The sequence below is a fragment of the Aurantimonas sp. HBX-1 genome (genome assembly GCF_021391535.1).
In the GTDB taxonomy this organism is placed as follows: domain Bacteria; phylum Pseudomonadota; class Alphaproteobacteria; order Rhizobiales; family Rhizobiaceae; genus Aurantimonas.
The window spans coordinates 1,224,530-1,244,119 of the sequence record NZ_CP090066.1; the positions used below are offsets into that span (position 1 = coordinate 1,224,530).

At 66.5% G+C, this 19,590-nt stretch carries 20 protein-coding genes; 14 read left to right on the forward strand and 6 right to left on the reverse strand.

Going from position 1 to position 19,590, the window contains the following annotated elements:
- The first annotated feature begins 300 nt into the window (after positions 1 to 300).
- Together LXB15_RS05755 and LXB15_RS05760 are read left to right on the forward strand one after the other, a co-directional pair.
- Positions 301 to 1,518, forward strand: a complete 1,218-nt coding sequence (locus LXB15_RS05755) for a PRC-barrel domain-containing protein (RefSeq protein WP_233951588.1) — start codon at positions 301 to 303, stop codon at positions 1,516 to 1,518.
- Between the two features lie 116 nt (positions 1,519 to 1,634).
- A complete protein-coding gene (locus LXB15_RS05760; protein WP_233951589.1) occupies positions 1,635 to 2,621 on the forward strand; it encodes a L,D-transpeptidase in 987 nt (328 codons plus the stop codon).
- Between the two features lie 92 nt (positions 2,622 to 2,713).
- Here LXB15_RS05760 and LXB15_RS05765 read toward each other — a convergent pair whose 3' ends face one another.
- The 6 genes from LXB15_RS05765 to LXB15_RS05790 form a co-directional block, all read right to left on the reverse strand.
- Entirely contained in the window at positions 2,714 to 3,430 is a 717-nt protein-coding gene (locus tag LXB15_RS05765) for an amino acid ABC transporter ATP-binding protein (protein WP_233953067.1), read from the reverse strand.
- Between the two features lie 81 nt (positions 3,431 to 3,511).
- Positions 3,512 to 4,315: a transporter substrate-binding domain-containing protein gene (locus LXB15_RS05770; RefSeq protein WP_233951591.1), complete on the reverse strand. Its 804-nt coding sequence runs from the start codon at positions 4,313 to 4,315 to the stop codon at positions 3,512 to 3,514.
- 54 nt (positions 4,316 to 4,369) lie between these two features.
- Entirely contained in the window at positions 4,370 to 5,026 is a 657-nt protein-coding gene (locus LXB15_RS05775) for an amino acid ABC transporter permease (RefSeq protein ID WP_233951593.1), read from the reverse strand.
- 12 nt (positions 5,027 to 5,038) lie between these two features.
- A complete protein-coding gene (locus LXB15_RS05780) occupies positions 5,039 to 5,707 on the reverse strand; it encodes an amino acid ABC transporter permease (RefSeq protein WP_233951594.1) in 669 nt (222 codons plus the stop codon).
- Between the two features lie 213 nt (positions 5,708 to 5,920).
- The gene (locus LXB15_RS05785) at positions 5,921 to 6,292 is read right to left on the reverse strand and encodes a helix-turn-helix transcriptional regulator (RefSeq protein ID WP_233951596.1); all 372 of its coding nucleotides are present in this window, start codon (positions 6,290 to 6,292) and stop codon (positions 5,921 to 5,923) included.
- Between the two features lie 13 nt (positions 6,293 to 6,305).
- The gene (locus LXB15_RS05790; protein WP_233953068.1) at positions 6,306 to 6,737 is read right to left on the reverse strand and encodes a transcriptional regulator; all 432 of its coding nucleotides are present in this window, start codon (positions 6,735 to 6,737) and stop codon (positions 6,306 to 6,308) included.
- 88 nt (positions 6,738 to 6,825) lie between these two features.
- Between LXB15_RS05790 and LXB15_RS05795 the strand changes: the two genes are divergently transcribed.
- The 12 genes from LXB15_RS05795 (at position 6,826) to LXB15_RS05850 (ending at position 19,454) form a co-directional block, all read left to right on the forward strand.
- Positions 6,826 to 7,560, forward strand: a complete 735-nt coding sequence (locus LXB15_RS05795; RefSeq protein ID WP_233951597.1) for a cytochrome c biogenesis CcdA family protein — start codon at positions 6,826 to 6,828, stop codon at positions 7,558 to 7,560.
- A gap of 41 nt (positions 7,561 to 7,601) precedes the next feature.
- Entirely contained in the window at positions 7,602 to 8,186 is a 585-nt protein-coding gene (locus tag LXB15_RS05800) for a thioredoxin family protein (RefSeq protein WP_233951599.1), read from the forward strand.
- 152 nt (positions 8,187 to 8,338) lie between these two features.
- Positions 8,339 to 8,797 (forward strand): sulfur oxidation c-type cytochrome SoxX, encoded by a 459-nt coding sequence (gene soxX, locus LXB15_RS05805; RefSeq protein ID WP_370640209.1) that lies wholly within the window; start codon positions 8,339 to 8,341, stop codon positions 8,795 to 8,797.
- A 12-nt stretch (positions 8,798 to 8,809) separates the two neighbouring features.
- Positions 8,810 to 9,265, forward strand: coding sequence for a thiosulfate oxidation carrier protein SoxY (soxY, locus tag LXB15_RS05810; RefSeq protein WP_233951602.1), 456 nt, complete (start codon positions 8,810 to 8,812; stop codon positions 9,263 to 9,265).
- A gap of 86 nt (positions 9,266 to 9,351) precedes the next feature.
- A complete protein-coding gene (soxZ, locus tag LXB15_RS05815; RefSeq protein WP_233951604.1) occupies positions 9,352 to 9,678 on the forward strand; it encodes a thiosulfate oxidation carrier complex protein SoxZ in 327 nt (108 codons plus the stop codon).
- A gap of 73 nt (positions 9,679 to 9,751) precedes the next feature.
- A complete protein-coding gene (soxA, locus tag LXB15_RS05820) occupies positions 9,752 to 10,618 on the forward strand; it encodes a sulfur oxidation c-type cytochrome SoxA (protein ID WP_233951605.1) in 867 nt (288 codons plus the stop codon).
- 81 nt (positions 10,619 to 10,699) lie between these two features.
- Positions 10,700 to 12,394, forward strand: a complete 1,695-nt coding sequence (soxB, locus tag LXB15_RS05825; RefSeq protein WP_233951607.1) for a thiosulfohydrolase SoxB — start codon at positions 10,700 to 10,702, stop codon at positions 12,392 to 12,394.
- A 129-nt stretch (positions 12,395 to 12,523) separates the two neighbouring features.
- Positions 12,524 to 13,756, forward strand: a complete 1,233-nt coding sequence (soxC, locus tag LXB15_RS05830) for a sulfite dehydrogenase (RefSeq protein WP_233951609.1) — start codon at positions 12,524 to 12,526, stop codon at positions 13,754 to 13,756.
- Positions 13,740 to 14,441 (forward strand): c-type cytochrome, encoded by a 702-nt coding sequence (locus LXB15_RS05835; protein ID WP_233951610.1) that lies wholly within the window; start codon positions 13,740 to 13,742, stop codon positions 14,439 to 14,441. Before soxC ends, LXB15_RS05835 begins: the two co-directional genes overlap by 17 nt.
- Positions 14,442 to 14,489: 48 nt before the next feature.
- Complete coding sequence (locus LXB15_RS05840) at positions 14,490 to 15,011, forward strand: DsrE family protein (RefSeq protein WP_233951612.1); 522 nt, start codon at positions 14,490 to 14,492, stop codon at positions 15,009 to 15,011.
- Positions 15,012 to 15,219: 208 nt separating this feature from the next.
- On the forward strand, positions 15,220 to 16,314 hold the full coding sequence (locus tag LXB15_RS05845) for a YeeE/YedE thiosulfate transporter family protein (protein ID WP_233951614.1): 1,095 nt from the start codon (positions 15,220 to 15,222) through the stop codon (positions 16,312 to 16,314).
- 206 nt (positions 16,315 to 16,520) lie between these two features.
- The gene (locus LXB15_RS05850; protein WP_233951615.1) at positions 16,521 to 19,454 is read left to right on the forward strand and encodes an autotransporter outer membrane beta-barrel domain-containing protein; all 2,934 of its coding nucleotides are present in this window, start codon (positions 16,521 to 16,523) and stop codon (positions 19,452 to 19,454) included.
- Positions 19,455 to 19,590 lie beyond the last annotated feature (136 nt).

The window sequence follows — 19,590 nt, forward strand, 5'->3', positions numbered from 1 at the left end:
TCCTGAAAATCGAGTATACAATTCTAATATTACCCTTAGCTGCCTACCGAAGGTCGGATCGGCGATAAATATAAAATGCCCTTAGTAAAATAGTTTCATGTGAGAAAGTGTCGCATCGACACGACTATGCCGCCGGTCCGCCATGATCTCCGCTAATGTGGCGAACGAAAAAAGTGTAGTTAAATCATAAGTTTATATGGAGTTCGCCGCCTTTTTCGGGAATTAATTGCGGCTTTTTCGGAACTGTTCCCCTCACTGTCCCTTTACCAAACATCACCGAAATCACAGGGATATGTGAAAATGAACTACCGCTTTACATCCATGATCGCCGCGTCGCTGCTCGGAACCACTGCGCTGGTGTCGACCGCGTCGGCGCAGGATACGACGGAGCCCGCCGTCAACATCGAGGCCTGCGACGAGCTCCAGGTGCTGAACGAGGAGAATGCCGAACTCTTCAACGAGGAATTCGTCGTCGGCGCGCGTGACGTCATCGAGCAGAACGATCCGGCCATCTGCGGCCCGTGGCTCGCCGAAGCCGAGAGCGCGCTCGAGGAGAACGAAGGCGCCGACCTGACGGCCACCGGTGGCCGCATCGTCGTGACGCAGCCGGAGCCGACGGTCACCGTCGACCAGGCCGATCCGCGTGTTACGGTCAGCCAGGAAGATCCGACGGTTACGGTCGATCAGGCGCGTCCGGTCATCGTCGTTCGTCAGCAGCAGCCGACCATCCGCGTCGAGATGCCCCGCCCGACGATCACGATCGACCAGCCGCAGCCGCAGATCATCGTCCGCATGCCCGATCCTGACGTCGCCGTGACGTCGCCGGAGCCGCAGATCTCGGTTAGCCAGGCGCAGCCTGAGGTCAATGTCGAGATGGGCAAGCCGCAGATCGCGCTCAACGAGCCGACCGTGCGCGTCGAGGATCGTGATGCTGCCGACGTCAACATCGTCCCGGGCCAGCCGATCGTGACCCAGGAGGGCGCCGCCAGCGAAGCCCAGGTGAACATCAACGAAAGCCAGCCGGTGGTCAGCTACGAGCAGGCCGAGCCGAAGATCGAGTTCTCCGAGACCGGCGAGCCGAACATCCAGTACACCCAGTCGGGTGAGCCGGACATCCAGTTCGAGGAGGCGGACGACACCACTGCGTCGATCCAGGAAGACGACCAGTTTGCCGCCCTGCGTGCCGGTGACGAAGAGATCGCCGCTGGCGAGATGACGACGGTGACCGCTTCCGAGATCATCGGTCTCGAAGTGATCAACGCCGAGGACGAGGATCTCGGTGAGGTCGAGCGTCTGGTGTTCGTCGACGATCGCATCTACGCCGTGCTGGCCGAAGGCGGCTTCCTCGGTCTTGGCGAGCGCGAGGTTGCGCTGCCGCTCGACGCGATGTCCATGCGGGGCGACGAGCTCCTGCTTCGGGGCATGACCGAAGACGACATCGAGGCGCTGCCGGAGTTCGACACGGTCAACGCACCGGCCTACGCGGCCGACGAAGAGGTCGAGATCGGCACTCTCTAAGACCAACGACGAAGGGCCGGTCATCGCGACCGGCCCTTCTCGCATTCGACAACGTGCAGCGGGGAGGCAATGGGTCTCCCCGTTTTGCATGGGTCGCCCTTCCACAGGAGATTGCCATGGGCCCGTTCCCGAAGACACTGATGACCGGCCTCATGGCCATCTCCTGCGCTTGGCCCACCGCCATCATGGCAGCCGAGATCACCAAGGACGACGTCAATAAGGCCGCCTTGGGCGACCGGGCCGAGGCCACGGACGGCCGCAGCGCGCTGATGCTCAAGACGCAGATCCTGCTCGACCGCGCCGATGCCTCGCCCGGCGTCATCGACGGCTACGCGGGCGAGAACGTCACCAAGGCGCTCTCGGCCTTCGAGGAAATGCACGACCTGACCGTCGACGGCGAGCTCGACGAAGAGGTCTGGAAGATGCTCGGCGGCGAGGAGGAGGCCGATCTGCTGGTCGACTACACGATCACCGCCGAGGACGCGGGCCAGGACTTCATCGACGAGATCCCTGACGATTACGTCAAGCGTGCGGAACTCGATGCACTGGGTTTCACCAGCATCGAGGAGATGCTGGCGGAGCGCCATCACATGGATATCGAGCTGTTCAAGGCGCTGAACGAGGGCAGGGACATGAGCGAGGGCACCACGATCCTCGTCGCCGACATCGGCGCGCCGCGAACCGATGGCGCGGTGGCCCGTATCGAGGCGCACAAGCAGAAGGCTCAGCTGCTGGCATACGACGCGGACGACAGGCTGATCGTCGCCTATCCCGCCACCATCGGCAGCGAGGAGAACCCGTCGCCGACGGGCACGCACGAGGTCACGGCGATCGCCGTCGACCCGACCTACACCTATCGGCCGAGCAAGAACTTCCAGCAGGGCGACAACGACGAGAAGCTGGTGCTTGCCGCCGGGCCGAACAATCCGGTCGGTAACGTCTGGATCGATCTCTCGGAGCCGACCTACGGCATCCACGGGACGGCCGAGCCGTCCGAGATCGACAAGACCGCATCGCACGGCTGCGTGCGACTGACCAACTGGGACGCGCTGGAACTGGCGAAGCTCGTCGACCCGGGCGTCGAGGTGAAATTCCTGAACTGACGGGCGGGGTCTCGGCGGGAGTTGCATCCCGCCCAGGCAATGCGGCCGTTAGACCTGCCCGAAGCTAAGCCTACGCCGAACGCCGAAACCGATCAGTGGCTGATCTGGCCGAGAAAATCCTTGGTGCGCTGCTCGCGCGGATGGTCGAAGAAGGTCGCCGGTTCGGCGATCTCGACGATCTCGCCCTTGTCCATGAAGATCACCCGGTCGGCGACGCGCCGGGCAAAGCCCATCTCGTGGGTGACGACCAGCATCGTCATGCCCTCTTCGGCAAGGTCGATCATCGTGTCGAGCACCTCCTTGACCATTTCCGGGTCGAGCGCCGAGGTCGGCTCGTCGAACAGCATGATCTTCGGGTTCATGCACAGCGCCCGGGCGATGGCGACGCGCTGCTGCTGGCCGCCGGAAAGCTGCGCCGGGTATTTGTCGGCCTGCTCGGGGATGCGGACGCGGGCGAGATATTTGCGCGCCGTCTCCTGCGCTTCCGCTTTCGAGACGCCGCGCACCTTGATGGGCGCCAGGGTGCAGTTCTCCAGCACCGTCATGTGCGGGAAGAGGTTGAACTGCTGGAACACCATGCCGACGTCGCGGCGCACCAGCTCGACATTCTTCGGTCCCGCCGTCAGCTCGATGCCGTCGACGACGATCCTGCCCTTCTGCACCGCCTCGAGCTGATTGATGCAGCGGATCAGCGTCGACTTGCCGGATCCCGACGGGCCGCACAGGACGATCTTCTCGCCCCGGCGGACCGTCAGGTCGACGGATTTCAGCGCATGGAAGTCGCCGTAATACTTGTCGACGCCTTCCATCGTCACCGCGAGGGAGTCCGCCGCTTCAGCCGTGGTCGCATCTGTCTGGCTCATGATCGGCGTCTCCCTCACAGGTGTTTGTTACTTCTGCGTCTTGGCGAGGAAGTCCGGCAGCGGCGACTGCAGCCACTTCTCGTGGATGGCGTTGAGCTCGCCGCTTTCCTTCGCGCGGTTGAGGAAGTCGTTGACGTAGGTCAGCAGCTCGTCCGAACCCTTGCGCACCGCGATGCCCTGGCTCTGCTGGCGCAGCGGGAACTTGGCGTCGAAGCGGTCGGGCGCGGCCTGGTTGATCTGCGCGATCACGACGTTGGAGGCGCCGATCAGCGGCACCTGGCCCGACAGCAGCGCCTGCACGGCAGTGGCGTCGTCGTCGAAGCGCTGGATGTTGGCGTCGGCCGGCGCGATCTCGGTGATCGCGGTGTCCTGGGTCGAGGCGCGGGCGACGCCGATGTTCTGGCCGGCGAGATCTTTCCCGTCGGTGACCTCGATGTTCTGGTCGCCGTAGACGAAGATCTCGATGCCGGCATAGGGCTGGGAGAAGTCGACCTGTTCGGCGCGCTCCGGCGTGATGCCGAGCGAGGCGACGAGAAGGTCGACCTGGCCGGAGAGCAGGTAGGGGATGCGGTTCGGGCCGGTGACCGGCACGATGTTGACATCGACGCCCATGTCCTTGGCGAGCAGCTTTGCGACGTCCGCGTCATAGCCGTCCGGCTTGCCCTCGAGGTCCAGGATGCCGAAGGGCGGGAAGTCGACGAGCATGCCGATATTGACGGTGCCGCGCGACTTGATCTCCTCGACGGTCTGGGCCGAAGCCGGCGCGACCGTGGCGCCGGCGAGCAGCGCGGCCGCGGCGGCAAAGCCCAGTGCCTTGGTGAAATAGTTCATGGTGTTCCTCCCGTTGGATGGCGTCGTGCCGATGCGGCGTGACGATAGGTAGGGTCAGCGCTGCGCGATGGCGGCGAAGCGGCGTTCCATGTGCCGGGCCACCAGCGACAGCGGCCAGCAGATGACGAAATAGATCAGCGCCACCAGGCCGAAGACCTTGAATGGGTCGAAGGTGGCGTTGTTGACGATCTGCCCGGCGCGGGTCAGCTCGACGAAGCCGATGATCGAGGCGAGCGAGGTGCCCTTGATCAGCTGCACCAGGAAGCCGACCGTCGGCGCCACGGCGATGCGGGCGGCCTGCGGCAGGATGATCGACTTCATCCGGTCGAAATAGGAGATGCCGAGCGCCCAGCTGGCTTCGGCCTGGCCGGCCGGCACCGCCTGGATGCAGCCGCGCCAGATCTCGCCGAGAAAGGCGGAGGCGTGGAGGGTCAAAGCGAGCGCGGCGGCGAACCACGGATTGACGCCGTAGCCGAGGATGCTGAGGCCGAAGAACACCAGGAACAGCTGCATCAGCAGCGGCGTGCCCTGGAACAGGCGGATGAAGCCAAGGGCGAGGCCGGAGACGATGCGGTTGTGCGAGACGCGGGCGAGCGCGGTGATGAGGCCGCCGACGGCGCCGCCGGCGAAGGCGATGGCCGAGAGGGCCAGCGTCCACTGCACCGCGGAGAGGATGAACCAGACTTCATTGGGGCCGAAGGCGCGGATCATGTCGGTGCCCTCCTATCGGCTCATCGGGTAGTGGAAGGCGGCCCGCTGGATCAGGCTGAAGAACGCCGAGAAGCCGAGCGAAAGGGCGAGATACATCGCGGTGATGACCAGATAGACCTCGAACGAGGCGAAGGTCTGCGCCTGCAGGTCGTTGCCGGCGGCCGCGAGGTCGTTCGCCGAGATCACCGAGACGACGCTCGATGTCAGCATCAGGAAGATGAACTGGCTGGTCAGCGCCGGATAGACGGTGCGCAGCGCCGGCTTCATGACAATGTAGCGGAAGATCTGGCCGCGCTTCAGCCCAAGCGCCGTGCCGGCCTCGACCTGGCCGGTGGGGATCGACTCGATGCCGGCGCGCACGATCTCGGTGGCATAGGCGCCGACATTCACGACGAGGGCGAGCAGCGCCGCGGTGCCGGGCGTCAGCCTGAGGCCGAGCGCCGGCAGGGCGAAATAGATGAAGAAGATCTGGATCAGGAACGGGGTGTTGCGGATCAGCTCGATATAGACGTCGATCAGGAAGCGCACCGGCTTCGGTCCGGCCGTCTTGCCGACGGCGCAGACGACCGCCACCACCAGCCCGATCAGCATGGCGCCGAAGGACAGCTGGATCGTCACCCAGGCGCCCGCGAGGAGCTGGTCGAAATTGTCGAAAACCGGGGTAAAATTGAACTGGTACACGCCCGACCTCTCCAGAGGCGTGGAAGGCGTGCTTCCCCCTCGCTGCGGCCACCGGGACCGTCAGCTGCCCGCAGGCACTGGCCCGATCTACCGGACCGGCCGCGCGAGCGTCAACCCTCGGCCGCAGCGAACACCACCGGAGTAGAGGCTGCGCCGTCCGGGCAGGGGGTCTCAGACCGCCGACGCATCGACTTCGCGCGTCCGATCGAGGGGTCAGTCGCCTCGGGACTTGCGGACCGGAGCGCAGAACAGGCCGTACAGCGTGCCGATCAGGGCGGTGACCTCCTCGCTGGCGAGCCGGTAGTAGACGGTACGCCCGTCACGCCGCGTCCTGACCAGCCGGTCGAGGCGCAGGCGCGCCAGCTGCTGCGACACCGCCGCCTGCGGCATGGACAGGATCGACTCGATGTCGCCGACCGAGCGCTCGCCTTCCGACAGGAGGCAGAGGATGACGAGCCGCGTCTCGTGCGACATCGCCTTCAGCAGGTCGCTGGCCTTGCGGGCCTGCTCGAAGAACGCCTCGGTCTCCTCCGGCGAGGTGGCCGGGTCGAATTTGGGAACGGACCAGTTGCTGAGATTGCTCAAGTCGCTCGCTCGATCAGATCGCTTCGCCGCGCGCACCCGCGCCGCCGGACAGTTTCGCCAGCATGTCGTCGAGAAGCCCCCAGAAGAAGGCATCCCCCGGGTAACCTCGCATCCGGGCGATCTCCTGACCAGCCTCGATCAGGACGAAGGTCGGCGTCACCCGCTCCCTCGCGACGTCGTCCAGGTCTTCCGGCCAGGGTTCGGTCAGGTCGACGCGGCGCAGCGGCGCAATGCGCCCGGCTTCCGTCGCCGGATAGGCCGGCGCGATCTCCGCGTCGAAACGTTCGCACCAGACGCAGCCGGGCCTCTCCAGCATCAGCAGTTCGGCGGCGGCCGCAGCGCCGCCCGGCGCCGCCAGGCAGGCCAGCAGCACGATGCCACGGACGAGGCGTCCGGCTTGCCGCCGGCCTCCCCGCAGTCCACCATTTGCAATAGATGAAAACATATGCATTCTTCTATTTAATACCAAGCCGGGTCCTGCGCAATCGGCGCATCCGGCCGCACCAGATAATGTCGTATCCGGAAACGTCCAAATGCTCGATGTTGGCTACGGCGCAGCTCTGCTGGCGGGGCTTATCTCCTTCGTGTCGCCGTGCGTGCTGCCGATCGTTCCGCCCTATCTCGCCTACCTGGCGGGGCTGAGCTTCGACCAGGTCCGCGACCGCGGCGCAGAACCGGCGGTCAAGCGCCAGATCATGCTGGCCTCGCTCGCCTTCGTCGCCGGCTTCACCACCGTTTTCGTCGCCCTCGGCGCCACCGCCAGCGTGCTGGGACAGGTCGTCGCCGAGTGGTTCGACGTCCTGTCGGTGATCGCCGGCATCATCATCATCGTCATGGGGCTGCACTTCCTCGGCGTCTTCCGCCTGGCGCTGCTCTACCGCGAGGCGCGCGTCCAGGTGTCACGCAAGCCGGCCGGGCCGGTCGGCGCCTATGTGATCGGCCTCGCCTTCGCCTTCGGCTGGACGCCCTGCGTCGGACCGGTGCTGGCGGCCATCCTTTTCGTCGCGGGCACGCAGGAGACGGCGCTGCGCGGCGCCGGGCTGCTGGCCGCCTACTCGCTCGGCATCGGCGTGCCGTTCCTGCTCGCGGCCGCCTTCGCCACGCGGTTCCTGGCCTTGGCGGCGCGGTTCCGGCAGCATATGGCAACGGTCGAGAAGATCATGGGCGGCGCCCTGGTGCTGACCGGCATCCTGTTCGTCACCGGCCAGATGGCGACGATTTCCTACTGGTTGCTGGAGACCTTTCCGGTCTTCGCGACGATCGGGTAAACCCGGCGCCGGGAGCGCCGGAAGCAAGGGAGGAGAAGCGCATGTTGAGACGGGTCATGATCGCCGCGGCGGCGCTGTTCTGTCTGGCGTCGGCGGCGCCCGCCGCGGAGGTCGGCGACGACGGGCTGCACAAGGAGCCCTGGTTCACGCTGACGTTCCGCGACATCGCCGACGACATCGAGGCCGCCCGGCAGGACGGCAAGCGGCTGGCGCTGGTGTTCGAGCAGCGCGGCTGCATCTACTGCCGGCAGATGCACGAGGAGATCCTCGCCGACCCGGCGGTCCGCGACTACATCGCGGCGAATTTCCACGTGGTCCAGTACAATCTCTTCGGCGACGAGGAGGTCACCGACCTCGACGGCAGCACGCTGTCGGAAAAGACCGCGGCGCGGCGCTGGCGCGTGGTGTTCACCCCGACCATCCTGTTCATGCCGGAATCGGCGCCGGCGGAGGGCACGGCCGGCGACGCCGCCGTCGCCACCATGCCGGGGGCGTTCGGCAAGCAGACCTTCCTGCACATGTTCCAGTGGGTGCGCGAAAAGGGATACCAGGGGGAGGAGCATTTTCAGAAATATCATGCTCGCAAGCTGGGCGAGGCCGGTGCGACAATCGAGACCGCCAAGTGATTGCTGCGATGCGGTGCGACTTGTGAGCAGTCGCAATACATTCGAAAATAACAATACTTGCATTCATTGTCCCGTGCTGCTTTAATCGCCGTGGGGAATGGAAGCAGTTCGGTCGACCAAGGCCGAGACCCGGGAGGTAGAATTTGTCCATGATGCGCCCGCTCGCGCTCGGCATCGCCTTGTCCATCGCGTTGCCGCCTGTGGTTTTCGCTGCGGAGACAGCGCCCGCCGATGTGTCCATCACCGACGCGCAGGTCGCCGATCCGCTGACCGACAAGCCGGGCGACCCGGCCGAGGGGCGGAGCATCTTCATGGATCGCGGCCTCGGCAACTGCCTGGCCTGCCATGCCAATGCCGATCTCGACGACCAGCTGTTCCACGGCAATGTCGGACCGGAGATGAACGGCGTCGCCGACCGCTGGGAGCCGGGCCAGCTGCGCGCGATCCTGGTCGACGCCAAGCAGGTGTTCGGCGAGCAGACCGTCATGCCGGGCTTCTACACGCTCGATGTCGGCGTCAACGTCGCCGAAAAATATCAGGGCAAGACCATCCTGACCGCACAGCAGGTCGAGGACGTCGTTGCCTATCTCGAGACGCTGAAAGGCGACTAGGAAGGAATTTCCATGAACATGACGAGACGCCAGATCTTCGCGCTGTCCGCCGGCGCTGCCACCTACGGCCTGTTCGCCTTCGCCCCGAGCCGTGCTCTGGCGAGCATCGAGGAGGCCGAGAAGGCGCTTGCCGCCTTCACCGGCGGCGCCAAGCCGCAGACCGGAACGATCAGCCTGACGGCCCCGGAGATTGCCGAGAACGGCAATACCGTGCCGATCTCGGTGACGGTCGAGAGCCCGATGACCGAAGAGAGCTACGTCGAGTCGGTGACGATCCTCGCCGAGGGCAACCCCAATCCGGAGGTTGCCACCTTCCACTTCACCCCGATGAGCGGCAGCGCGACGGCGACGACGCGAATCCGGCTGGCGCAGACCCAGAACGTCATCGCGGTAGCTAAGATGAATGACGGCTCGGTCTTTTCCGACCGCAAGGAAGTGAAGGTGACGATCGGCGGCTGCGGCGGCTGATCGGGCCCGTTTCCGCCCGTCGAACCGAGATCGAGACAGATGCGTGACCCCGCTGAAGGCGGGCGTCACCCGAGGAGAACCAGACCATGGCAACGCCGAAGCCGAGAGTGAAAGTCCCCAAGACCGCCAGCGCCGGGGAAATCGTCACCATCAAGACCCTGATCAGCCACGAGATGGAATCGGGCCAGCGCAAGGATGCCGACGGCAACGTCATCCCGCGGCAGATCATCAACAAGTTCACCTGTGAGTTCAACGGCGTGAAGGTGTTCGAGTGCGACCTCGACCCTGCCGTTTCGGCCAATCCGTATTTCGAGTTCACCGCGAAGGTGCCCGAGAGCGGCACGTTCAAGTTCACCTGGGTGGACGACAACGGCGAGATCTACACGGACGAGCAGAAGATCGAGGTCAAGTAGCAGCCGGCTTGGCAACCGGAACAGGCAAGAGGTCGGCCGCAAGGCTCTGGCCTCGTCGTGGGAGGAAAACCGCTTGAAGAAGTCCGTCATCGCCCTTTTGGGTTTCTCCTGCCTCGGCAGCCTGGCGCTGGTGACCGGCGCGCTGGCCGATCCCGTCGACGAGACGCTGACGATCGACGGCGAGGAGATGATCACCGTCGCCCCCGCGCCGACCGAGCCGCCGGGGCACTTCTTCGACAAGGTCGAGTCCGGCTGGCTCTATCGCGAGGCGGAGACGCGCGCCACGGAGATGGACAGCTTCGAGAACCCCGGCATGCTCAATGTCGAGCGCGGCGAGGAGATCTGGAACACCGTGGATGGCGCGGCGGGCAAGTCCTGCGCGACCTGCCACGGGGACGCCTCCGAGAGCATGGCGGGCGTCGGCGCCCACTATCCAAAATGGAACGCCAAGGCGGGCAAGCCCTTCAATCTCGAGCTGCAGATCGACGCCTGCCGGACCCAGAACATGCAGGCCGAGCCCTACAAGTTCGACGCGCAGGACCAGAAGGACCTGGTGACCTTCATCAAGCATCAGTCGCTGGGCGAGCCGGTGGCGATCGACCTCGCCGAGGGCGAGATGATGAACTGGTGGGAAAAGGGCAAGGAGCGCTACTATTTGCGCACCGGCCAGCTCGACCTGTCCTGCGCCTCCTGCCACGAGACCGCCAACGGCAAGTACATCCGCGCGGACCATCTGAGCCAGGGGCAGACCAACGGCTTCCCGACCTACCGCTTCAACACCGGCGGCATGGTCTCGCTGCACAACCGCTTCCGCGGCTGCATCCGCGACACGCGGGCGGAAATGCCGAAGGCCTTCTCCGACGAGTTGATGGCCCTCGAGGTCTATACCGCCTGGCGCGGCCAGGGCCTGTCGGTCGAAACGCCGGCCGTGCGCCAGTAGCAATTTCCCCCGGCAGCTGCGGCTGCCAGCCATGAACCGGCCAGTCCGGATCGCCTCGGCGATCCGGATCGAGGATGAATCATGTTTTCCAGACGCGAATTCCTGACTGCGACGGTAGCGCTGGGAGCGCTGACGGGATCCGGCCTATCCGGCCGCTGGTCGAGGGCCGCCGCCCAGCAGAAGCTCACCGAGGACGATCTGCTCGGCGCCGCCGACTTCGGCAATGTCACGCTGCTCCACGTCACCGACATCCACGCGCAGCTGAAGCCGGTGTATTTCCGCGAGCCGGCGGTCAACATCGGCATCGGCGCGGTCGCCGGGCTGCCGCCGCACGTCACCGGCGCCGACTTCCTCAAGCTCTACGGGATCGAGCCGGGCACACCCGATGCCTACGCGCTGACCTCGGAAGATTTCGGCGCGCTGGCGCGGCAGTACGGCAAGATGGGCGGCCTCGACCGGATCGCCACGATCGTGCGGCGCGCCCGCGCCGAGCGCGGCGCGGACAACGTGCTGCTGCTCGACGGCGGCGACACCTGGCAGGGCAGCTACACCGCCAACAAGACGGCCGGCGCCGACATGATCACGGCGATGAACGTGCTGGCGCCCGACGCCATGACCGGGCACTGGGAATTTACCTACGGCACCGACCGGGTGAAGGAGGCGATCGACTCCCTGGCCTTTCCGTTCCTCGGCTCGAACATCTTCGACAATGAGTGGGACGAGCCGGCCTTCGAGGCCTGGAAGATGATCGAGCGCGGCGGCGCGAAGATCGCCGTGATCGGCCAGGCCTTTCCCTACACGCCCATAGCGAATCCCTCCTGGCTGATCCCCGGCTGGTCATTCGGCATCCGCGACGAGCAGATCGCCCTGCATGTCGAGGCGGCACGGGCGGAAGGCGCCGACCTCGTCGTCTTGCTCTCTCACAACGGCTTCGACGTCGACCGCAAGCTGGCGTCGCGGGTCGCCGGGATCGACATCATCCTGACCGGCCATACCCACGATGCGCTGCCCGAGCCGGTGAAGGTCGGCAACACGCTGCTGATCGCCTCCGGCTCGAACGGCAAGTTCCTGAGCCGCCTCGATCTCGACGTCTCCGACGGGCGCCTGAAGGATTTCCGCTACCGGCTGATCCCGGTGTTCTCCGACGTCATTTCGCCGGATGCCGAGATGGCCGCGGTCATCGACGAGGTGCGGGCACCCTATGCGGACGAGCTGCAGCGGGTGATCGGCCACACCGACGGGCTGCTGTACCGCCGCGGCAATTTCAACGGCACTTGGGACGACGTGATCTGCGAGGCGCTGCTCGCCGAGCGCGATGCCGAGATCGCGCTGTCGCCGGGATTCCGCTGGGGCACGTCGCTGCCCGCCGACAGCGACATCACCGTCGAGGACCTCCATACGGTCTGCGCGATGACCTACCCGGCCGTCTACCGCAACACGATGAGCGGCGAGATGCTGAAGACCATCCTCGAGGATGTCGCCGACAACCTGTTCAACGCCGATCCCTATTACCAGCAGGGCGGTGACATGGTCCGTGTCGGCGGCCTCGGTTACGCCATCGATCCCACCAAGACGATCGGCTCGCGGATCACCGACATGACGGTGCTGAAGACCCAGGCGCCGATCGAGGCGGGCCGCGACTATGTCGTCACCGGCTGGGCGTCGGTCAACGAAGGCACCGAGGGGCCGGCGATCTGGGACGTGGTGGAAAGCTATCTGGCGAAGAACCCGACGGTTTCGCCCGAGGAAAATCGCAGCGTTATCGTCAAGGGCTGAGGCTGGACAGTCGACAGGCCGGCCGCGCGCTGATATATGCAAAATATCATATAATTCTATGTCGGGAGGATGCCGATGACTGACAGGCCTGAGAAGACAGGGGAGGGAACCTCCCGCCGAAGCTTCCTCATGCGCAGTCTCGCCCTGGGCGGCGCGGCCGCCTTCGCCGGGACCAGCGGCGCGCGGGCCGCCGCCGGCGGCGATCCGGCAATCACCGAGCTGAAGGACTGGAACAGCTATCTCGGCGAGGGCGTGGTCTCGCGGCCCTACGGGACGCCGTCGCCTTTCGAGGCCGAGGTCGTGCGCCGCGACGTGCCGTGGCTGACCGCCGACGCGACCAGTTCCGTCAGCTTCACGCCACTGCATGATCTCGACGGGATCATCACGCCGAACGGGCTCTGCTTCGAGCGCCATCACGCCGGCATCGCCGAGATCCCGCCGGACGAGCACCGGCTGATGATCAACGGTCTCGTCGACCGGCCGCTGGTCTTTACCATGGACGATCTGAAGCGCTTTCCCCGCGAGAACCGCGTCTACTTCCTGGAATGCGCGGCCAATAGCGGCATGGAATGGCGCGGCGCGCAGCTGAACGGCTGCCAGTTCACCCACGGCATGATCCACTGCGTGATGTATACCGGCACGCCGCTGCGCTACCTGCTCGAGGAGGCCGGGGTGAAGACCGCCGGCAAGTGGCTGCTGGCCGAAGGCGCCGATGCGTCCTCGATGACCCGCTCGATCCCGATGGAGAAGGCGCTCGACGACTGCCTCGTCGCCTGGAAGATGAACGGCGAGGCGCTGCGACCCGAACAGGGCTATCCGGTGCGCCTCGTCGTGCCGGGCTGGGAAGGCAATATGTGGGTCAAGTGGCTGCGCCGCCTCGAGGTCGGCGACCAGCCCTGGGAGCAGCGGGAAGAGACGTCGAAATACACCGACCTCCTTGCCAGCGGCAAGGCGCGCAAATTCACCTGGGGCATGGAGGTGAAGTCGGTCATCACCAGTCCGAGCCCGCAGGCGCCGATACGCCACGGTAAGGGACGCACCGTGGTCACCGGCCTTGCCTGGTCCGGCAACGGCCGCATCAACCGGGTCGACGTCTCGGTCGATGGCGGGCGGAACTGGCAGACGGCGCGGATCGACGGGCCGAGCCTGCCGATGGCGCTGCACCGCTTCTACTACGACTTCGACTGGGATGGCTCGCAGCTGCTGCTGCAGTCCCGCGCCGTCGACGAGCGAGGCTTCGTGCAACCCACCAAGAACGAGCTTCGGGCGGCGCGCGGCGACAACTCGATCTACCACAACAACGGCATCCAGACCTGGCTTCTGACCTCGGACGGAGGGCTCGAAAATGTCGAAGTTTCCTGAGGCGCTTTTCCTTGCGGCACTGATCGCCACGGGTGCGGCGGCCCTGGCGCCGGTCGCGGCCGAGGAGCCGTCGGGCGGCAAGCTCGGGCTCGGCCGGGCCGCGACGGAGGCGGAAATCGCCGCCTGGGACATCGACGTCCGGCCGGACGGGCAGGGGCTTCCGGTCGGCAGCGGCACGGTGGCGGAAGGCGAAGCGCTGTTCGAGGCGCAGTGCGCGTCCTGCCACGGCGACTTCGGCGAGGGCCGGGATCGCTGGCCGGTTCTCGCCGGCGGCTACGACACGCTCACGCGCTCGCGCCCCGAGAAGACCATCGGCTCCTACTGGCCGCATCTTTCGACGGTGTACGACTACATCCACCGGGCCATGCCGTTCGGCAGCGCGCAGACGCTCGGCGACGACGACGTCTACGCCCTGACCGCCTATGTGCTCTACCTCAACGACATCGTCAGCGACGAGGAGTTCGAGCTCTCCAACGAGAACTTCACCTCGATCGAGATGCCGAATGCCGGCGGGTTCATACCGGACGACCGGGAGTCCGAACCGCACTACAAGACCGGCGCTGAACCCTGTATGGTGGACTGCAAGCCGAAGCCCGCCGAGATCACCATGCGGGCGCAGGTGCTCGACGTGACCCCCGACAGCGAAGCCGAGGGCGAGGGCGCCGCCGGCGGACAGGTGGACTGACGCAGGCTGCAGTGCGCTTGCGGTCCGCCGCAACGGGAGTAGCTGGCCATGTCCGAATTCCATCGTCGCCTTCCGACGGGCCGGTCCGTGCGGCGGGCTATGGCCGCCGCGGGCCTTGCCCTTGCCCTGGCGACCATGCCTTTGCTGCCGCTGGCGGCGACGCCGGCCGCGGCGCAGCCGGCCGAGGACGACGGCGGTTTCGTCACGCACCGTCTGGCGCTGCAGGTTTCCGACGATGACGAGGCGGCGATGCGCTCGGCGCTCGACATCGCGGCCAACGTCTCGCGCTTCTATTCCGACAAGGCCGAAGAGGTGGACATCCGCATCGTCGTCTACGGCCCCGCCATGACCATGCTGCGGCCCGACAAGACGCCGGTGATGGACCGGCTGACCTCGTTCGACCAGAGCATGCCGAACGTCGCCTTCGTCGCCTGCGGCAACACGCTCGACACGCTCGAGCGCGAGGAAGGCACCCGGCCGGAGATCGTGCCCTTCGCCGAAGTGGTGGAGGCCGGCGTGGCCGAACTGATCCGCCTCGACGAGGAGGGCTTCGCCATCGTGAAGCCCTGAGGGGCTGGGCTGGGCTGACGTGTGTAGCGGCGGCCCGGCTGCCGATGCCCTAGCGCCTTGGGCGCGACCATGGAACCAGAATCCAAGATCGGGACCAGCGGCAGCAAACTGGTTCGCTTACCCCAGGGTCAGGGCACTTCCATGGCCTGAACATATTCGCTTATCCGCATATCTTCGCCGGACCGGCAACCGGCAGGATCCTCGCGCCATGGACTTCATTCCCCTGATCGACTCCATCGGCGAGAATGCCACGGCGCTTGTCGGCGGTGTCGTCGTCGGCGGCCTGTTCGGCTTCTTCGCGCAGCGCAGCGCCTTCTGCACCCGCTCGGCGGTGCTGGATCTGACGCGCCGGCGCGACCTCGCCGCGCTCGCCACCTGGGCGGCCGGTTTCGCCGCGGCGGTGCTGGGCGTCCAGCTACTCCTCAGCTACGGCTATCTCGACGTTCGCGACACGCGGTTCTTCTCGACCGCGCAGAGCCTGTCCGGCGCGCTGATCGGCGGCACGCTGTTCGGCGTCGGCATGGTGTTGGCGCGCGGCTGCGTCTCGCGCATGCTGATCCTGGCCGCTTCCGGCAACCTGCGGGCGCTGTACGTGGCGCTGGTGATCGCCGTCGCCGGCTATGCCACCTATGCCGGCCTGCTGGTGCCGCTGCGCGACGCAGCGGGCGGCCTGTGGAGCACCGCGGCGATCGGCGGCAACGACCTCTTGGCCCATGCCGGGCTCGGGCAGTCGGCAGGCCTTGCCATCGGCGCCGTCCTCGTCCTCGCCGCGGCCGGCCTGGCGGCCATCGCCCGCGTCTCGCCCTGGCGAATCCTCGGCGGCGTCGGCGTCGGCGTCAGCATCGTCGCCGGCTGGTACTTCACCTACACGCTGTCGCTGCAGGTGTTCGAGCCGATCCAGGCCGAAAGCCTCTCCTATATCCGGCCACTGGCGACGACGAGCGCGCTGGCGATCAGTCCCGATGCCTTTGCCGGTCTCGACCAGGGCGTCCTGATCGGCACGCTGGTCGCGGCCTTCCTCGCTGCGGTCGCCTTCCGGGATTTCCGGGTGGTGACGTTTTCCGAGCCCGGGACGCCGTCGATCCTGCGCTACACGGTGGGCGCCGTCCTGATGGGCTTCGGCGGCATCCTCGCCGTCGGCTGCACCATCGGCGCCGGTCTGACGGGCGGGGCGGTGCTGGCGGTGTCGTCGCTGGTGGGGCTTGCGTCGATGATCGGCGGCGCCGCGGTGGCGGACCGTTTCGTCGATCGCGAGACCGTCGCGGGCAGGGCGGAGGACGCCGCCGCGCTTACGGCCTCCTGACCGCGGGACGGCCGCGCCTCCACACCGCCACGCCCTGCGGTTGCGCTCCGGCCACATCGGCTCTGTGAGCGCAAGCTATGGTATTTATGTCGTGCCGCAGAAAAACCGGAATTGCGCCACGAATCCACCGCGGATTGACGTCGCTATTTTCTTCTTAGACGGCTAATTTTCCCTCGCGTCCTGCATCAGGGCGGTGGGGAAAAGCCATGACAATCCGATCGCTTCGTCACGACGTGTCGCGGGCACGTTCGCTGGGACTCGTCGCCCTGGCGCTGGGCAGCACCGCCCTGACGCCGGCCGCCTTCGCCCAGGGCGTCGTGTCGCACGGACCGACGCCCTACCAGACGCTGAATTTCGGCACCAACGGCACGTTCCTCACCGGCATCCGCGGCGACAACGTCGTCGGCAACTACACGCTTCCGGCGAGCGGCCAGACCGGCGGGCTCTATTACAATATCGGGACGCAGCTCTGGTCGCCAATGCCGCAAGCCACGGCCAACGGCGCGAACTATCCCGGCGCCATCGGCTCCTCGCCCTATGGGCCGCATTTCGGCAACCCGGACGGCGTGCTGCGCGTGGTCGGAAGCTACAAGACCGAGGCGTCCAACCCGTTCGACCTCAGCTATCTCTATGATGGCGCCGCGCTGCCAGGCCAGCAGATCACCGGGTTGGCCTTTCCTGGCGCTGATACCGAATTCACCATCGCGCACAGCGTCTTCGGCAACCACGTGGTCGGCAACTACGACACCCGCCTGGCGACCGGCAACGCCTTCATCTACGACATCAACGCCGGCACCTACACCACCAACAACATCCCGGGCGCGATCAGCACCACCGCCTACGGCATCTATGGTGACATGATCGCGGGCGGCTATGGCGAGCTGTTCGTCAACGGCGTGCTCCACGCCGAGCACGGCTACATCTACGACATGGCCACCGGCACCTACCGGACCTACGACCATCCGGGGGCGGTCGCGACGCATTTCGAGGGGATCACCGGCGCTGGCCAGCCCGGCGAGTACAACCTCGTGGTCAACTGGGTCACCGCGAACGGCGTCGTGCATCCCGCCGTGATGCATGTCGACGCCTTGGGCTTTCATACTTGGCACCAGATCGACATCCCCGGCGCGGTCGTGTCGTCCAACTCCGCCTACGGCGACAATGTCGTCGGCATCTACGTCGACGCGAACGGCATCAACGGCTATCTCGCAACGATTCCCGGGATCTACAATCCGACCCGCAACACCGGCACGCTGATTTCCGCCGCCGACAATGCCGCCGTCCTCTCGGGCCGCCGCGGCGAGGACATCATCAACAGCGGCACGATCGAGGTCAGCGGCAATGGCGGCGTTGGCATGCGCGGCGAGACCTACGGCGTCCTGAAGAACACCGGAACCATCACCGCCACCGGCATCGCCGGCGCCGCGGCGCAGATGCACGGCCGCTACGGCACGTTGCTCAATGAGGGCATCCTGTATGCGCCGGCTGTCGCCGACGCCCTGCGCACCGGGCCGGACAGTTTCGGCACGATCATCGTCAACGAGGGCGTCATCGACGGGCGGATCGCCGCCACGGCGGGCCTCGAGAAGCGCTTCGAGAACAGCGGCCTGATCAGCGTCTCCGGGAGCGGCATCGCCATCACGCATCTGTTCGGGGGCACCTTCGTGCAGACCGCGGCCGGCACCTTCAACGTTCGCATGCTCGACTCCGGCAACGACTTGCTCGGGATCACCGGAACGGCCCGGCTCGCCGGTGCGCTGGGCGCCTCGTTCCAGACCCTCGATTTCGCGCAGCGCTACACGATCCTCGGCGCGACGCAGGGGATTACCGGGACGTTCGACAGGGTCACCATCACCGGCCTGCCGGCGCTGTTCGAGGCCAGTCTCGACTATGGCGCGACAACGGTGACGCTCGGCCTTACCGCCGATATCGCCGGCCTGCCGGGCCTGACGCGGAACCAGAACGCCGTGGGCGCCTCCCTCGACGGCTACATCAACACCGCGACGAACGGCATGCTGACGGGGCTTCCCGCGGCGCTGGCGCCGCTCTACAGCCTCACCGCCGGCGAACTGCCGGGCGCGCTGAACGCCCTGTCCGGCGAAACCTATGCAAGCCAGCAATCGGTGCTGATCGGCGACGGCCTCTACACCCGCCAGGCGCTGCTCGGGCGCCTGCGCCAGGAAAGCTATGCCGGCGCGCCCGGTCCGATGGCGGCGCTGGCCAATGGCGGCCCGGCGCTTGCCTACGGCCCCGCCACCACCTACGGCGCGCCGTCGCCGATGATGGCGCCGGCGCAGGCCGTGCCGTCCTTCGACGGCACGGTCTGGGGACAGGCGTTCGGCGGCTGGAGCGATCATGACGGCGGCAGCGACATTGCCGACGTCGATGCCGATATCGACGGCATCATCGCGGGCGCCGACGTGAAGCTCGACAACTGGCTGGTCGGCGCGGCCATCGGCTACACCCGGTCCAGTGCCGACGTCGATGCGCTGGCGAGTTCCTCGGACGTCGACAGCCTGCTGCTGGCGCTTTATGCCGGCACCGGCTACGGCCCCTGGAACCTGCGGCTCGGCGCCAGCTATGCCTTCAACCAGATCGACGCCTCGCGGACCATCGCCTATCCCGGCTATGCCGACGAGGCCGAGGCGGAATACGACGGCGGCACGGCGCAGGCTTTCGCCGAGGTCGGCTACGGCTTCGCCCTGGGGCAGCTGGCGTTGGAGCCCTTCGCCGGGCTCGCCTATGTCAATCTGCACACCGACGGCTTCACCGAGACGGGCGCGGCTGCCGGTCTGACCGCAGGGTCCAGCTCGAGCGATGTCGGCTACTCGTCGCTCGGCCTGCGGGTGGCGACGGCGATGGAGCTTCCCAACGGCATGGCGCTGAAGCCCAATGCCTCGCTGACCTGGCAGTACGCCTTCGGCGACACCACTCCCGTCGCTCAGCTGGCCTTCCGGAGCGCCCCGGCGGCTGACTTCACCGTGTTCGGCACGCCGCTGGCGCAGAACACCGCACTGGTGGAGGTCGGCGCCGACCTCGAGCTCAGCGAGCGGACCAGCCTCGGCGTCTCCTATCTCGGGCAGTTCGCCGAAGACGTCACGGCCAATGCGGTGCAGGCCACGTTGCGGTGGCAGTTCTAGACGGCGTCGCGCGTCAGGGTCCGCAGTCGCTTCGGCCGCGGACCTCCGACAAAAGGCCTTGGGAGGCGCGGGGTCCGAGCGTCGTGAGCAGGGCGTCGCTGCTTACGGCAGCACGGCGCTTCGGGCCGGTGACGTC